Source organism: Allobosea caraganae, from assembly GCF_003351345.1.
Lineage (GTDB): Bacteria > Pseudomonadota > Alphaproteobacteria > Rhizobiales > Beijerinckiaceae > Allobosea > Allobosea caraganae.
The window spans coordinates 932,195-947,730 of the sequence record NZ_QQTO01000019.1 but is presented as its reverse complement, the minus strand read 5'-3'; the positions used below and the strand labels follow the sequence as shown (position 1 = coordinate 947,730).

The 15,536-nt window shown below is 67.2% G+C and carries 16 protein-coding genes; 5 read left to right on the top strand and 11 right to left on the bottom strand.

Features of this window, described 5'->3' with window-relative positions:
- Positions 1–36: 36 nt before the first annotated feature.
- The 3 genes from DWF00_RS12725 (at position 37) to DWF00_RS12715 (ending at position 3,429) form a co-directional block, all read left to right on the top strand.
- Positions 37–1,548 (top strand): ABC transporter substrate-binding protein, encoded by a 1,512-nt coding sequence (locus DWF00_RS12725; RefSeq protein ID WP_114827908.1) that lies wholly within the window; start codon positions 37–39, stop codon positions 1,546–1,548.
- 70 nt (positions 1,549–1,618) lie between these two features.
- Positions 1,619–2,560: an ABC transporter permease gene (locus tag DWF00_RS12720; RefSeq protein WP_114827907.1), complete on the top strand. Its 942-nt coding sequence runs from the start codon at positions 1,619–1,621 to the stop codon at positions 2,558–2,560.
- A gap of 56 nt (positions 2,561–2,616) precedes the next feature.
- Positions 2,617–3,429: an ABC transporter permease gene (locus DWF00_RS12715; protein ID WP_245973867.1), complete on the top strand. Its 813-nt coding sequence runs from the start codon at positions 2,617–2,619 to the stop codon at positions 3,427–3,429.
- A gap of 2 nt (positions 3,430–3,431) precedes the next feature.
- Here DWF00_RS12715 and DWF00_RS12710 read toward each other — a convergent pair whose 3' ends face one another.
- The 7 genes from DWF00_RS12710 to DWF00_RS12680 all read right to left on the bottom strand — a co-directional run bounded on the left by DWF00_RS12710 (position 3,432) and on the right by DWF00_RS12680 (position 9,697).
- Positions 3,432–4,184, bottom strand: a complete 753-nt coding sequence (locus tag DWF00_RS12710; protein WP_114827905.1) for an FAD-binding oxidoreductase — start codon at positions 4,182–4,184, stop codon at positions 3,432–3,434.
- Positions 4,177–4,782, bottom strand: a complete 606-nt coding sequence (locus DWF00_RS12705; RefSeq protein WP_114827904.1) for a sulfite oxidase-like oxidoreductase — start codon at positions 4,780–4,782, stop codon at positions 4,177–4,179. The genes DWF00_RS12710 and DWF00_RS12705 overlap by 8 nt, the downstream gene beginning before the upstream one ends.
- A 9-nt stretch (positions 4,783–4,791) precedes the next feature.
- Entirely contained in the window at positions 4,792–5,328 is a 537-nt protein-coding gene (gene msrA, locus DWF00_RS12700) for a peptide-methionine (S)-S-oxide reductase MsrA (protein WP_114827903.1), read from the bottom strand.
- Between the two features lie 401 nt (positions 5,329–5,729).
- A complete protein-coding gene (locus tag DWF00_RS12695; RefSeq protein WP_114827902.1) occupies positions 5,730–6,545 on the bottom strand; it encodes an ABC transporter permease in 816 nt (271 codons plus the stop codon).
- Entirely contained in the window at positions 6,542–7,375 is an 834-nt protein-coding gene (locus DWF00_RS12690; protein ID WP_114827901.1) for an ABC transporter permease, read from the bottom strand. Before DWF00_RS12690 ends, DWF00_RS12695 begins: the two co-directional genes overlap by 4 nt.
- Before the next feature lie 64 nt (positions 7,376–7,439).
- The gene (locus tag DWF00_RS12685; protein WP_114827900.1) at positions 7,440–8,570 is read right to left on the bottom strand and encodes an ABC transporter substrate-binding protein; all 1,131 of its coding nucleotides are present in this window, start codon (positions 8,568–8,570) and stop codon (positions 7,440–7,442) included.
- A 14-nt stretch (positions 8,571–8,584) separates the two neighbouring features.
- A complete protein-coding gene (locus DWF00_RS12680) occupies positions 8,585–9,697 on the bottom strand; it encodes an ABC transporter ATP-binding protein (RefSeq protein WP_245973849.1) in 1,113 nt (370 codons plus the stop codon).
- Positions 9,698–9,820: 123 nt separating this feature from the next.
- Between DWF00_RS12680 and DWF00_RS12675 the strand changes: the two genes are divergently transcribed.
- Positions 9,821–10,342: a haloacid dehalogenase gene (locus DWF00_RS12675; RefSeq protein WP_181832506.1), complete on the top strand. Its 522-nt coding sequence runs from the start codon at positions 9,821–9,823 to the stop codon at positions 10,340–10,342.
- 21 nt (positions 10,343–10,363) lie between these two features.
- On the opposite strand, the gene DWF00_RS12670 is transcribed toward DWF00_RS12675, so the two are convergent.
- The 4 genes from DWF00_RS12670 to DWF00_RS12655 all read right to left on the bottom strand — a co-directional run bounded on the left by DWF00_RS12670 (position 10,364) and on the right by DWF00_RS12655 (position 14,182).
- On the bottom strand, positions 10,364–11,110 hold the full coding sequence (locus DWF00_RS12670) for an aspartate/glutamate racemase family protein (RefSeq protein ID WP_114827897.1): 747 nt from the start codon (positions 11,108–11,110) through the stop codon (positions 10,364–10,366).
- A gap of 42 nt (positions 11,111–11,152) precedes the next feature.
- On the bottom strand, positions 11,153–12,562 hold the full coding sequence (gene hydA, locus DWF00_RS12665) for a dihydropyrimidinase (RefSeq protein ID WP_114827896.1): 1,410 nt from the start codon (positions 12,560–12,562) through the stop codon (positions 11,153–11,155).
- Positions 12,544–13,314, bottom strand: coding sequence for a maleate cis-trans isomerase family protein (locus tag DWF00_RS12660; RefSeq protein WP_114827895.1), 771 nt, complete (start codon positions 13,312–13,314; stop codon positions 12,544–12,546). The genes hydA and DWF00_RS12660 overlap by 19 nt, the downstream gene beginning before the upstream one ends.
- A 154-nt stretch (positions 13,315–13,468) precedes the next feature.
- Positions 13,469–14,182 (bottom strand): GntR family transcriptional regulator, encoded by a 714-nt coding sequence (locus tag DWF00_RS12655; RefSeq protein ID WP_114827894.1) that lies wholly within the window; start codon positions 14,180–14,182, stop codon positions 13,469–13,471.
- A gap of 298 nt (positions 14,183–14,480) precedes the next feature.
- Between DWF00_RS12655 and DWF00_RS12650 the strand changes: the two genes are divergently transcribed.
- Positions 14,481–15,533 carry an ABC transporter substrate-binding protein gene (locus DWF00_RS12650; RefSeq protein ID WP_114827893.1) on the top strand — a complete coding sequence of 351 codons (1,053 nt, stop codon included), beginning with the start codon at positions 14,481–14,483 and terminating at the stop codon, positions 15,531–15,533.
- Positions 15,534–15,536: the final 3 nt, after the last annotated feature.

Below are 15,536 nucleotides of genomic sequence, written 5' to 3'. Positions count from 1 at the left end.
GGAAATCGGCAAAGCCGCGAGACGGAGGGGATCCGCATGACACGCATCCGCAGGGCGTTTCTGGCCATCTCAGTGATGGCCCTCACCATCGGCGCCGCGCAAGCCGCGACGCTGCGCGTTGGCATCCAAGACGACCCCGATGCGCTCGACCCGGCGCTGAGCGGCACCTATACCGGCCGCTTCGTCTTCGCCTCGCTCTGCGACAAGCTGGTCGACATCTCGCCTGACCTGAAGATCGTGCCTCAGCTCGCCGAGAGCTGGGACTGGGCGCCGGACGGCAAGGCGATTACCTTCACGCTGCGCAAGAACGTCAAGTTCCATGACGGCACGGCCTTCGACGGCGAGGCGGTGAAGTTCAACATCGAGCGCATGAAGACCATGCCCGACTCCAAGCGCAAGGCGGAGCTGGCGCCGGTCTCGGGCGTCGAGGTCATCGCGGCCGACAAGGTCAAGTTCACCCTGTCGGAGCCCTTCGTGCCGCTGCTCGCCAATCTCAGCGACCGCGCCGGCATGATGGTCTCGCCCACCGCCGCCAAGGCCAAGGGCGCCGACTTCCCGACCGCCCCGGTCTGCGCCGGCCCCTACCAGTTCGTCGAGCGCAAGTCGCGCGACCTGATCCGCGTCAAGAAGTTCGCGGATTACTGGGACGCCGGCAAGATCGGCTATGACGAGGTCGTCTACTACTATGTCGGCGATTCCACGGTGCGCCTGTCGCGCGTCCGCGCCGGCGATCTCGACCTCGCCGAGCGCATCGCCCCGACCGACCTGAAGACCGTACGCGAGGATGCCAATCTCGCGCTCCATGCCGGCCAGGGCCTCGCCGTCTCGCACCTGATGTTCAACGTCGGCAACGGCGAAAAGGCGAATGGCCCACTCGGCAAGAACGAGAAATTGCGCCAGGCCTTCGAGCTCGCGATCGACCGCAACGTCATCAACCGCGTCGCCTTCAACGGCGAGTTCCTCGCGGACAACCAGATGATCCCGCCTTCGAGCCCGTTCTACAGCAAGGCGCACAAGGCCCCGGCCCGCGACGTCGCCAAGGCCAAGGCGCTGATCGCCGCAGCCGGCATGACCCGCGTCCCGGTCGAACTGACCTATGAGAACGCGCTGGCCGATGGCCGCGTCGCGCAGATCGTCCAGTCGATGGCGGGCGAGGCCGGCTTCGACGTCAAGCTGCTGCCGCTCGAGACGACCTCCGCGATCGAGCGCTATCTCAACGGCAATTTCGAGATGTATATCGGCAACTGGAGCGGCCGCGCTGATCCGGACCCGACGCTGTTCTCCTTCTTCGGCTGCACCGGCTCGCAGAACGTCAACAAGTACTGCAACAAGGATCTCGACGCCGTGCTGACCCAGGCGCGCGGCGAGGCGGACGAGGCCAAGCGCGCCGCGCTCTACGAGAAGGCGACGGACATCTACCTCACCGCCCTGTCCTCGATCCCGATATACCACTCGAACTGGTTCTTCGCGGCCCGCAAGACCGTCGGCGGCATCACGATGTATCCCGACGGCCTGCTGCGCCTTTCCGGCGTGAAGCCGACGAACTGACACGTTTCCGACCCATCCGGGGCGCTGAAGCGCCCCGGATCAAGAACAAGAACGGAGCACGATAGCCGCCATGACGGCCCTGCTTCTGCGCCGCCTCGGCGTTGCGCTCCCGACGCTGCTGCTGGTCTCGATGATGGTGTTCGGGCTGCAGAAGCTCCTGCCCGGAGACCCGGCCCTGGCGCTCGCCGGCGAGGAGCGCAACCCCGAGGTCATCGAGTACCTGCGCGAGAAGTACCGCTTCAACGATCCCGTCCCGGTGCAATACGCCGCCTGGCTCGGCGGGCTGCTCCAGGGCGATTTCGGCAATTCGGTCCGCACCCGCCTGCCGATCGGCACGATGCTGGCCGAGAAGCTGCCGGTGACGATCGAGCTCGCCGTGCTCTCGATGCTGATCGCGCTGCTGCTCGGCCTGCCGATCGGCATCATCGCGGCGCTCAGGCGCGGCTCGGCGCTCGACTATGGCGCGAGCCTGTTCGGCTTGGCCGGCCTGTCGATCCCGAATTTCTGGCTCGGCATCATGCTGATCCTGCTCTTCTCGGTGCATCTCGGCTGGCTGCCGGCCGGCGGCTATGTGCCGCCATCCGAAGACCTCTGGGGCAACCTGAAGGCGATGCTGATGCCGGCGCTCGTGCTCGGCACCGGCACGGCGGCGATCATCATGCGCCACACCCGCAGCGCCATGATCCAGGCGATGAAGCAGGATTACATCCGCACCGCCCGCGCCAAGGGCGTGAAGGAGCGCAAGCTCGTGCTGCGTCATGCGCTCCCCAACGCGTTGATCCCGGTGGTGACGCTCGGCACCTTGCAGTTCGGCGAATTGCTGGCCGGCGCGGTCCTGACTGAGCAGGTCTTCTCCATCCCCGGCTTCGGCAAGATGATCGTGGACGGCGTCTTCAGCCGCGACTACGCCGTCGTCCAGGCCGTCGTGCTCTGCACGGCCGCCGTCTTCCTGCTGATGAGCTTCCTGGCCGACCTCGCCTATGTCCTGCTCAATCCGAGGCTCAGGACGTGACGCTGCCCGCAACCGCTCCGACCGCCGCGCCTGCCCGCGCCAACTCGCGCTCAGGTCTGGGGCGCATCCTGCATGAGCCCTCGGCGCTGATCGGCGCGGCGATCGTGCTGTTCTTCGTCGTCATCGCCGTCTTCGCGCCGCTGATTGCGCCCTACGAGCCGAATTCGCCGGACTGGATGGCGATCCGCGAGGCGCCGAGCGCAGCCCATTGGTTCGGCACCGACGATCTCGGCCGCGACGTGCTCTCGCGCGTCATCTTCGGCACGCGCGCCTCGCTCTCTGCCGGCATCGTCTCGGTCGCAGTCGCCGTGCTGATAGGCCTGCCCTTCGGCATGCTCGCCGGCTATTTCGGCAGGTTCACCGACATGGCGATCTCGCGGCTGGCCGATGCGCTGCTTGCCTGCCCCTTCCTCGTGCTGGCGATCGCGCTCGCCGCCTTCCTCGGCCCGAGCCTGGAGAACGCGATGATCGCGATCGGCATTTCCGCCATGCCGATCTTCGTCCGGGTGGCCCGCGCACAGACACTGGTCGTCTGCACCGAGGACTACATCGCCGCCGCTCGCTCGCAGGGCATCGGCCATGTCGCGATCCTGACCGGCCAGATCCTGCCCAACATCCTGCCGCCCATCGTGGTGCAGGCAACGTTGACCATGGCCATCGCGGTGCTGGCGGAGGCGAGCCTCGCCTTCCTCGGCCTCGGCCAGCTTCCCCCCGCCCCGTCCTGGGGCAGCATGCTCGACGTCGCCCGGCAGTTTTTGGGCGAGGCGCCCTGGATGGCCCTCTGGCCGGGCCTCGCGATCATCGCCGTCGTCGTGGGCTTCAACCTGCTCGGCGACGGCCTGAACGACGCGCTCAACCCACGCGACTGACGCTACGCGCCATAGCGTTCGGTCCGCACGCTCGTGGCCGGCACCCCCGCGGCGACCACGCCATCCGCAGCCGTACCGACGAAGGCGTTGGAGCCGCAGACGAAGACATGCCTCGGCAGTGCTGGTAGCCGGGCCATCACCTCGGACACCATCGCCATGTCGGCCCGCCTTCCGTAATCCTCCGGCCGGCGCGGCGGCTCGCGCGTCAGCGCGAAGGCGAGCGCGAACGAACCCAGCTCGCGCTCCAGCGCGATCAGCTCATCGCGAAAGAGGGCCTCGTCCCAGGTCCGAGCCGAGAGCAGCAGCGCAGCCGGCACCGGCGCGCCGGACGAATGCAGCTCTCGCAGCATCGACATCAGCGGCACGACGCCCGAGCCGCCGCCGATCAGCAGCAGCGGGCCGCCATCGGCCGGCGACCAGACGAAATGGCCGCCGAGCGGCCCACGCAATTCGATCTCATCGCCGACCTCGGCGACGTCATGGAAGAAGGGCGAGACCTCGCCGTCATCGAGCCGCTCAATGGCGAGTTCGAGCGGTCCTGCCCCGCCCAGCCCGCTCGCGATTGAGTAGCTGCGCATGGCGCGGTAGCCGTCCGGAGCCGTCAGCCGGACATCGACATGCTGCCCGGCCTGATACGCGAAGGGCTCTGGCAGGTCGAAGAAATAGCTCTTGATCCGCGCCGTGCGCTGGACGATCCGCACAATCTTGGCGCTCTGCCAGCGGCGGGGCAGCGCTGCCGCGCCCGCGTCAGTCATTCGTGTAGCGCTGCTCCCGCCACGGATCGCCGTACATGTGGTAGCCGCGCAGCTCCCAGAAACCGGCCTCGTCCCGCTCGGTGAATTGCAGGCCGTGCAGCCATTTCGCCGACTTCCAGAAATAGAGATGCGGCACCAGCAGCCGGGCCGGGCCGCCATGGTCCGGCGTCAGCGCCGCGCCCTCGTAGCGCAGCGCCACCATCGCCTTGCCGACGATGAGGTCGGCGGTCGGGACATTGGTCGAGTAGCCATCATAGGAATGCGCCAACGCGAAGCCGGTCGGCGCCGCGATCCCGGCATCGGCCAGGATGTCGTCGACCAGCACGCCCTCCCAAGGCGTGTTCAGCTTCGACCAGGTCGTGACGCAGTGGATGTCGCGCGTCATCTTGGTGATAGGCAGGGCGTTGAACTCGGCCCAGCTCCAGCTCTTGACTGGCCGGGGGCCGGTCTTGAGCGTGAAGGACCAGTCGTCGAGCTTGACGCGCGGCGTCGGCCCGGCCGAGAGCACCGGAAAATCCTCGACGAGGTGCTGCCCGGGCGGAACGCGCCCCGTCTCGTCGCCGGTGGAGCGTCGTCCCGTGAAGCCGCGCGTCGCCATCGCAGTCGCTCAGCCCGCCGCGCTGGACTGCGCTGCCGCATCCTGTCGCCGCGGCAGCCGCCAGCCCGGGCGGATGCGGTGGCAGGTATAGCCGCTTGGATAGCGCTCCAGGTAGTCCTGGTGCTCCGGCTCGGCCTCCCAGAACTCGCCTACGGGGCTGAGCGCGGTCACGGCCTTGCCCGGCCACAGGCCGGAGGCATCGACGTCCGCAATCGTCTCTTCGGCGACGCGGCGCTGCTCCTCGCTGGTGTAGAAGATCTCCGAGCGATAGCTGTCGCCGATATCGTTGCCCTGGCGGTCGAGCGTGCTCGGGTCGTGGATCTGGAAGAAGAATTCCAGCATCTCGCGGAAGCTGGTCTTGGTCGGGTCGAAGACGATCTCGATCGCCTCGGCATGGCCGGCATGGTTGCGGTAGGTCGCGTTCTTGACGCTGCCGCCGGTATAGCCGACGCGCGTCGAGAGCACGCCCGGCTGCCGGCGGATCAGCTGCTGCATTCCCCAGAAGCAGCCACCGGCCAGGACCGCACGTTCCGTTTGATCGCTCATGTTGCACCTCCAGGCTTCTGAAACTCAGGCGCCTATATAGGATGCCGCCGCCGCCATTGCAGGGGCTGCCGCCGCTGCCGCTGCGACATACCGGCATGGCCGACCGCACGCGGCAGCAATGCGGGCGGGGCCATCATCCTCCGCCCGGCCGGCCAAGGCAATGCGTCCCGCGGCCGCCGCCAACGCGATCGGATGAAGGGGAGGCTCGTCCCCTTCCCCCCGCTTGCGGTGGGGAAGGGTTAGGGATGGGGGGCCGGAAAGCAGGTCGCGACCGTTCTTCTGCATAACACCAGGCGGCACTGCCCCCCACCCAACCCTCCCCACCGCAAGCGGGGGGAGGGCTTGCGCCCTTCATCAGCGCCGGTGTTCCACTTCACCCGGTTGCCCTGCAGCAGCCGGCCTCAGGCGCCGACCTTCGCCAGCACGTCGGCACGCAAAAAGCGCTCGATGAACAGCATGAACAGCACGGAGGGCACGAGCAGGATCAGCGCCGTGATCGAGGCGACCTGATAATTGCCGCCCATGGCTGCGTTATAGAGCAGCAGCGGCAAGGTGATGACCTGCGGCACGCCGACGAAGAACGTCCCGGTGAACTCGTCGAGCGATTCCAGGAAGACGAAGATGCCGCTGGCGATGATGCCCGGCATCGCCAGGGGCAGCGTCACCGTGGCGAAGGTGCGCATCGGCGAGGCGCCGATATTGCGCGCCGCCAGCTCCAGATCCTTGTCGACGGCGGCGAAGGCGGCAGCCGCGATCCAGACCGAATAGACCAGGCCATGGGCGGCATGGACCAGCACGACGGCGAAGACGGTGCCGTTGATGCCGAGCTGGTAGAAGGTCCGCGCGACGTTGATGTAGATCGCCACCGAGGGAAAGGCCTGCGGCAGCAGGAACATGACCATGAACAGCGAGCGCATCGGCAGCTTCAGGCGCGCCAGCGCGTAGCCCGCCGGAATCGACAGCGCGAGCGCGACGATCACCGTCAGCACCGCGATCCAGACGCTGGTGCCGAGCGAGGCCATGGCGTCGCCGGACGGTCGGAAGACCTGCTCCCAGTAGCGCGTGCCGTAGCTGACCGGCAGCTTGTAGGGCGTGTACCAGCGCTCGGCCACGGACCAGAGCGCGAGGTTGGCGAGCGGGCCGATCAGGACGAAGGCGAAGGCGGTCAGCAGCGCGGCGGCGAGCGCCGCGCGTGCGGTCGATGCCAGGCGGATCATGACGTCGCCTCCTGGTTCATGCCGCGCTTCAGGTAGATGATCGCGGCGCCGGCGCTGATCAGGTAGGTGATGACGCCGAGCGCATTGGCGGTGGCGTAGTCGCCATAGGCGTTGATGCGGAAGGCCATGTCGACGGTCAGCATGGTCGGCTGCGAGCCTGCGACCATCATCGGCACCGAGAGCACCGAGAGCATCGTCACGAAGGAGAGCACGAGCGCGACGAGCAGCGTCGGCATCACCTGCGGCAGCGCCAGCTCCAGCATCACCCTCGCCCGCGAGGCGCCGAGGTTGCGGCCGGCCTCGAGCGTCGCCCGGTCGATCGAGGCGAGCGCGCCGGCGAGCAGCAGGGCGACGAAGGGCGTCTGCTTCCAGACGAAGGTGGCGATGATGCCGCGCCAGTCGAGGAAGCTGATCGCGCTCAAGGGCTCCATCAGCCCGAGCGAGACGAAGGTGTTGTTCATCAAGCCGTTCTTGGCGAGGAAGGTGCGCATGCACTGCGCCGCGACGATGAACGGGATGAAGAGCGGCCAGCGGTAGAGCGCCTTCAGCGTGCCGACGATCCACGGGTTCTCGCCCAGCGTCAGCGTGCCGGCAATCACGATCGCGGCCACCGCCGTCAGCACGCAGGAGGCCAGGACGATGACGATCGTGAAGACGATGTCGCCGGAATAGAGCTCGTAGGCCTTGGCGAACCATTCGAGCGTGAACGAGCCGTCAGGCCGGGTGAAGGCCGAGATCAGCGAGAAGACGAGCGGGTAGAGGAAGAGCGCCGCGACCAGGAAGAGGCCCGGCGCGATCAGGACCAGCGCCAGTTGGCGTTGAGACAGCATTGGCAAGCGCCGATCAGGAGAAAGTGCGGCCCAGCTGGTGCTGGGCCGCGGTTGACGGGAAGGCTCAGTTCGCGACCTTCTTCTCGTAGCTCTCGAGAATGTCGTTGAAGTAGGGCGCGATCGGGAAGGACTTCCCCTTAGAGGAGAGGTCGGCCGGGGTGATGTCGGTGAAGAGCTTGTTCCAGGCGGCCTGGTCGAGCTTGCCTTCGAGGTTCTTGGCGTCGATGCCCGGATACCAGTTGAACTTCTTGACGATGCCGTCAGCCTGCACCTGCGGGCTGGTGGCGAGCGCGATGAACTCTTCCGCGAGCTTGCGGTTGGCGGTCTTCTCCGGCACGGCGTAGTACATCGGCTGGCCGGGCATGCCGGGAGCAGCGAGCTTGAGCTTCATGTTCGGCGGCAGCTTGCCGTCGGCCTGCCAGGAATAGAACATGTCGACCCAGACCGGGCCGATCGCGATCTCGCCGCGGTTCAGCATGTCCAGCGTGCCGGCATTGCCGGGGGTGATGATGACGTTCTTGTTGAAGTCCTTGAGCTCGCCGAGAGCCTTGTCCCAGCTCGCCTTCACGGCCGGATCGTACGGGCCCTTGATCAGCTTGTCGGAGTCGCCGCCGAAGGCGTAGACCCAGCCGGTGACGAAGGCGACGCCGGACATGCCGCCCTTGATGCCGTTATAGCCGAACTGCTTCGGGTTCTTCGCGGCCCAATCCTTCAGCTCGGCGAAGGTGTTCGGCGGGGTCTTCAGCAGGTCGGCATTGTAGGCCAGCGCAGTCTGCGACTGGAACATCGGGATGACGAAGCCCGAGACGTCGGAGCCGAGCGAGTTCTTGGCCGACTCGCTGGAGACCATCTTCGAGGTGTCGACCTTGTCGGTGTACTTGGCGAGCAGGCCTTCCTTCACCATCGTGCCGGCGGCCTTCTGGTGGATGACGACGACGTCGAAATCGGTCGCGTTGCCGGCCTTCTGAGCGTCGAGCTTCTCGTAGATCTTCTGGGAGCCGGAATCGCCCGGGCCGGTTCCGACGGAAACGACCTTCACGCCCGGATGGGACTTCTCGAACATCGGCCCGAGATAATCCTTGACGTAGTCGACCATGTTCTGGTCGCCGGCGGTGGCGACGTTCAAGGTCTGCGCGGACAACGGCGAAGCCGCCATCAGCGCTGCGATCGAGCAGGCAATCGTGAGGATGCGCATTGGACTAACCCCTGTCAGGCAGCAATCCCGGCCTCGGTCGCCGGGAAGATGTGAAGGCGCTGCACGGGAATGCGCAGCCCGACCTTCGTTCCGAGTTCGTGGCGGGTGGCGTCGTCGACCGTGATCTCACGGCCGGCGGCCTCCACGCGGTAACGGTAGACTCCGCCCGGATAGGCGCGGGCGGCGATCAGCCCGGGCACGACCAGGTCGCCGGAGGCCGGCGCGTCGACCGCGTCCAGGCGCGCGACGTCGTCGCGGAAATAGGCGACGGCCTCTCCGGCCGGAAAAGCGGCGGAGGGTGATGCCGCCAGGCTGGCCGAGGCCCCGCCCGCATGCAGCGAGGCGCCCTGCCCCGAGCGCTCGACGCGGACCGGCAGGACGTTCTCGGCGCCCATGAAATTCGCGACGAAGGCGGTCGCCGGGCGGTCATAGACCTCTTCGGGCGTGCCGACCTGCGCGATCCGCCCCGCCTGCATGATCACCAGCCGGTCGGCCATGGTCATGGCCTCCTCGCGGTCATGCGTGACGTGGACGGCGGTGAGGCCGAGCCGCTGCTGGATCGCGCGGATCTCGTGCCGCATCGTCATGCGGATCTTGGCGTCGAGGTTGGAGAGCGGCTCGTCGAGCAGCAGGATGCCGGGGTCGATGGCGAGCGCCCGGCCGAGCGCGACGCGCTGGCGCTGCCCACCCGAAAGCGCGGTGACCTTGCGGCTCTCATATCCGGGCAGGCCCAGGAATTCGAGCATCGCGGCGACCTTGGTGGCGATCTCGGCGCTGGAGGCGCCGCGCAGCTTCAAGCCGTAGCCGATATTCTGCAGCACGGTCATATGCGGCCAGAGCGCATAGGACTGGAACACCATCGCCATACCACGCTTCTCCGGCGGCAGCGATGCGACATCCCGGCCGCCGACCAGGATCGAGCCGGACTGGACCGGCACGAAGCCGCTCAGCGAGCGCAGCAAGGTGGTCTTGCCGCAACCGGAGGAGCCCAGGAGCGCAGTGAAGCTGCCCGGCGTGAAATCGAGGTCGACGCCGTGCAGAACGCGCGTGCCGCCATAGGCGACATGCAGCCCGCGCACGCTGATAGCCGCGCCCGAGCGCGGATTGTCTTGCAATCCCGCCTGCAAAAGGCCTTCTCCCTTATCGCGATCTTGTTCCAGCATTATGGAATAAATCATCCATTTTCTGGCACGCTTGGAAAAAACATACCGGACACCGGCGCCCATGTGCAACAGCTTTGTGAAGCCTTGATGTCAGTCGAAATCCACTCGATCTGGTTGATGCCGAACCCCGCGGACGGCCAGTTCCTAGCCGGCTTGGTAGCCGATCTCAGCGGGCGTTTCGGCACGCCCGTTTTCACGCCGCACCTCACCGTGCGGGGCGATACCGACCTGCCTGTCGCCGCGTTGGACGCGGCGATCGCGGAGGCGGCAAGCGCCGTCCCGGCCTTCTCGGAAGCGGTCGCCCGCGTCGAGACCAGCGACGCCTATTTCCGCTCGTTCTATGCGCGCTTCGCCGTGGCCGTGCCCTTGGCGCAGCTGAAGCAGCATCTGGAACCCGAGGCGGCAGAGGCCTTCATGCCGCATGTCTCGCTGCTCTACGGCTTCGTTCCGCCCAGCCCCAAGGCCGAGGCGGCGCAGGAGTTCCAGCGCATGCTGGCCGGACGGCCAATCGCCTTCGACCGGCTCTGCGTCGTGCGCTCCGGCCAGGACGTCCCGATCAGCGAATGGGCCGTGATCAGAACCGCCCGGCTCGCCGCAAGCCCGGCATAGCGCACCGGCCCTATGCCGGCTCTATTCCGGCCGCGCGAGCAGCGCCGCAAGCGCCGGAGCGAGGGCGAGGCTCTCGACCGGAGCGGGAAAGGCCAGATCGCCCGCCGCCGGCTTCGCTGGCGGCGAGGCCGCGCTTGCCATGACCGCGCCGAAGCCGGCCTCGACCGAGCAGATAACCGGGATATCGACGAGCGGCTGCACGCGTGCGGCCAGCCCCGCCAGCCCGGCGCCCCCAAGAATGACCGCACCCGCGCCATCGCGCTCGGCAGTCAGCCGGCAGGCCTGCGCCAGCAGGGCGATCGCGGCATCGGGATCGCGCGCGATCTCGCCGCCGGTCGGCGCGACGGTCTCGACCGCGGCCAGCCCCTCGCCCAGGCCGAGCGAGGCTACGAACTCCCTCAGGATCGGCCCCCAGCGCTCGCCACCGGTGACGATCGAGAAGCGCTCCGCCTGTCGTGCGGCGATGATGCAGCTCGCCTCCGCCATGCCGATGACCGGCACGCGGGCGAACTCCTTCAGCGCCAGCAGCCCGGGATCGCCGAAGCAGGCGAGATAGACCGCATCGCACTCCCCGCCATGCTCGGCATAGCAATCGAGCGCGGCATGGCCGGCAATCGCCGCGGCGCTGCGGCTGGAGATGTAGCGCGCGCCGAAACGGCCGGTGGCCGAGGACAGCACCACGCCGGCCGGCGCGAGCGGCTCCAGCACCCGCATGACCAGCGCGGTCATGTCCGGGCTCGTATTGGGATTGATGACGAGGATGCGCACAGGGTCACCCATTCAGGTCGGAGGCGCGCTTTGCCGCCAAGGTCACAACGGCCGCGACTGGAACGGCTTCGCACGCGGCAGGTAGCGCCCCTCGCCCTTGGCGCCGACGAGCTCACCCTCGCGCACGATGAAATTGCCGCGCACCAGCAGCGAGACCGGCCAGCCGGTGATCTCGATGCCTTCGAACGGCGTGTAGTCGGCGCCATGGTGCAGGCCGGCCTGCTGAATCGGCCGCTTCAGCTCCGGGTCCCAGATCGCGATATCGGCATCGTAGCCCACCGCGATCGAGCCCTTGCCGGAGAGCCCGTAGATTTTGGCGTGGTTGGTCGCGGTCAGCGCCACGAACTGCTCCAGGCTGATCCGGCCCTTGACCACGCCTTCTGAGAACAGGATCGGCAGGCGCGTCTCGATGCCGGGAATGCCGTTCGGCACCCAGCGGAAGGAAGAGCGCCCCTTCGGCGCCAGCTTGCCCGCCTCGTCCTCGTAGCGGAACGGGCAATGGTCGGACGAGAAGACCGAGAAGACGCCCCGCTGCAGGCCCTCCCAGCAGGCCTCCTGGCTGGCATGGTCGCGCGGCGGCGGCGAGCAGACATATTTCGCGCCCTCGGTGCCGGGACGATCCATGTCGGACTCGGTCAGCACGAGATATTGCGGGCAGGTCTCGCCCATCACCTTGAGGCCGCGCATCTGCGCCCGCCTGATCTCCTCCATCGCCTCGCGGTTGGAGACATGGACGATCATGATGGGCACGTCGATCAGCTCGGCCAGCGAGATCGCGCGATGCGTCGCCTCGCGCTCGACCGGGATCGGCCGCGAGCGGCCATGGAAATGCGGTGCGGTCTTGCCGGCGCGCTCCAGCCGGTCGGTGAGGAAGCGGATCGCGTCGTAGTTCTCGGCGTGGATCTGCACGAGCGCGCCGGCCTCGCGCGCGACTTCGAGCACGCTCAGCATCTCGTAGTCGTCGAGCGCCATGCCCTCATAGGTCATGAACACCTTGAACGAGGTGTAGCCATTGGCGAACAGCGCGGGCAGCTCCTGGCCGAGCACGCTCTCCGTCGGGTCGGAGATGATCAGGTGGAAGGAATGGTCGATGTGGCAATTGCCCTGCGCCAGCGCGTGATAGTCCTTCAGCACGGTGCGCAGCGACTCGCCCTTCTGCTGCAGGCAATAGGGCATCACGGTGCTGTTGCCGCCGAAGGCCGCTGCCCGCGTCGCGCTCTCGAAATCATCGGCCATGACGATGCCCGGCCCGGAGGGCTGCGAGATATGGACATGGCTGTCGATGCCACCCGGCAGCACCAGCTTGCCGGTGGCGTCGACCACCTCGTCGGCTCCCGTGAGCGCCTCGCCGATCGCGACGATGCGGCCATCACGGATGCCGATATCGGCCTTGTAGCTCTCGCTCGCGGTGGCGATCGTGCCGTTGCGGATGATCAGGTCGAAATTGGGCATGCGGGCTCTCGATCGGCTTTCGATGGATTTGCAAGGCGCGGGTCGCGGAACAGGCGGCCCCAGCGGGCGAAATCGTGCATGGGCTGGCCGAGCGCTTGGAGGCAGCCCCAGAGCGTGACTGCCACGGAATCGAGCAGGAGCGGCCCGTCTTCCCGTTCAAGCTCCGCGGCGATCCGGGCGCCGTTCATGTTGGTGCAGAGGATGGTGACGGCGTCGGGCGCGGCCGCCGCGACCTCGCGGATCATGCCGCCAATGGCGGCCTCTTCGACCGTTCCAAAGGAGAAATTGTCGCGGATGCCGAGATGGCGCTCGGCCGGGCACACGATGCCCGCGGCGGCGAAGGTCGCGACGATGCGGGCCTGGACGTCGTCGGTATAGGGCGAGACCAGGCCCTGGCTGGTCGCGCCGATGCGCTTGAGGATATCGACCAGCGCCAGGATGCAGGTCGAGGCGGGAATGCCGGTCGCGGCCGTGATGCGCTTGGCCAGCGCCCGGTCGCGCTCGATGCCGAGCCAGCTCGCCGAGGTGCCGTTCCAGGCGATGACGTCGACCTTGGCATGGGCCAGCAACTCCGCCGCGCGCAAAATCTCGCTGTCGTCGAACTGGGCGAGCGCCTTCTGGTCGAGCGCGATCTCGGTGACCTTGAAGCGGCTGAAATGCGCGCTGATGCCGCCGACGCCCGCCAGCATCGCGCTCGTCACCGGTTCCAGCACGGTGTTCGAGGACGGGGTCAGCATTCCAATCCGCAGCATCCGGCAGTCTCGCGCGCTCAGGGGTTTGGGGGATGGGGCGAATGACCAGGAACGAAGGCAGCCTGTACCTCGGCCCCGACGTCAGCACAGGCGATGCAGGGCACATGCCACGCCCTGCCCCGCAGAGCCCGAGGTCGGATCGGCGGCAGCACCGCTAGCCCGCCGCCATCAGCGCAGCGCCGTTGGCCTCGCGATAGACGGCGATCTCGTGCGCGATCACCTCTTCCAGCGACGGTCCCTCCTCGACGCAGATAGTCGGCCGTAACCGCGTCTCGACCAGCGAGAGATGGCTGTGCATCGCCTTCACCGCCTTGCCGCGCTCGCGCGCCGCCAGCGCGCGGAAGATGGCGCGGTGCTCCTCGCAGCCGCAGGCCGAGCCGGCGGTAGTCTCGTAGCGCTTCACCAGCATCAAGGTCCGGCTGATCAGCTCATGTGCCTGGCGCTGGACGATCGGGTTCTCGGTCATCTCCGCCAGCAGGAAATGGAACTCGGCCGAGAGCCTGAGCCAGGTCGGCTGGTCGCCGCTGCGCAGCGCATCGGCCTCCGCGTCGACATGCTGGCGCAGGCGCGCGATCTGCGCCTCGGTCAGGTTGTCGGCGAGATGGGCGGCCATGCCGCTCTCGAGGATGCGGCGCGCCTCGTAGACCACCCGCCCTTCGCGCAGGTCAGGCTCGATCGTGAAGGCGCCCCTGTTCTTGACGATCTCCAAGAGCCGCTCATGGCCGAGCCGGTGCAGCACCTTGCGGATGCGCTCGCGGCTGACGCCGAAAATCTCGGCGAGCCGATGCTCGCCGAGCTTGACGCTGCCCGGCAGGGTCCCGGCCATCAGCAGCCGGGAGAGGATTCCGTGAATCGCAGCTTCGTCCATGAACTAACTTTATCGCAGCAGCGCGCCGCGTGAAGGCGGCGCCGAACCCCTGCAAGTCTAGCGCCAATCGGCGATGCATGCTGCACATTCTGTTAGCGATTGTGCACAAAATTAGCGCCCATCGTAGCCCGTTTCAAAATCACCCCGGCACGCGCTCCAGGCATGGAATCAATCTATCTATCTGGCAAAAAAGAGTTTTATCTAATCTCCCCAACCCCACGGCAGTTGGCACAGCCATTGCTGACCACCTCCGGCATCCGCGCCATCTGGGAGCGCGGCGAACTTGCGAGGCCGGATCATGGATACGCTTTTCAAGGGCAGGCTGAGCCGCCGCACGCTGCTGAAGACCGGTGCCGGCGCGACGGCGCTGATCGCCATGCCCTCCGTCCTGCGGGCGCAGACCAAGGAGCTCGTCGTCGGCGGCGCGGCCGGGCACAAGCCCTGGGTCGAGCAGATCGTGGTTCCGGCCTTCGAGAAGAAGTACAATTGCAAGGTCATCTTCGAGGGCACGCGCTCGCTGGTGAACCTGGAGAAGATGCAGAAGAACAAGGGCAGCCAGTACATGTCGGTCGTCCAGATGGACGATCCGGTGATGATCCTCGCCGTCAAGGAAGGCCTGCTCGACCCGCTGACCGCCGCCAAGGCGCCGAACCTCGCCAACCTCGTCTCCGGCGCCACCCATATGGACGCGATGTGGGCGAACTACCTGCAGCCCTGGCTCGGCATCGCCTACAACAAGAGCGTGATGAAGACGGCCCCGACCTCCTGGGCCGAGCTGTTCGACCCGAAATACAAGGGCCGCGTCATCATCCCCTCGCTGCAGAACACCGAGGGCCTGCCCAACATCTTCATGGCCGGGCACCTCGCCAACGGCGCTGCCATCGACGCCGCGCAGAAGGACACCGATGCCGGCTTCAAGAAGCTCGCGACGCTGAAGGCCAACCTGCTGACGATCTACACCCAGCAGCCGCAGGCCTATAACCTCCTCGAGCAGGGCGAAGCCTACATGATCGCCTGCGGCATGTCCTCCTACGCGCTGGAGCGCAAGGCGGCCGGCGCCCCGATCGACCTCGTCGCGCCCAAGGAAGGCGTCTTCGCCATGCCGTCCGGCATCGCGGTGATCAAGGGCGCGCCGCAATCCGAGCTCGCCTTCGCCTATGTCAACGAGATGCTCGGCGCCGATTTCCAGAGCAAGCTCGCCGAGCCGACCTTCTCGCTGGCGACCAACAAGGCGGTGCCGCGCCCGGCCGGGCTCGCCGCCGACATCAAGATCCACCAGATCGACTGGGCCAACGTCGCGGCCGAGCGCGAGGGCTGGATCAAGCGCTGGGACCGCGAGATGGCGATCTGAGCG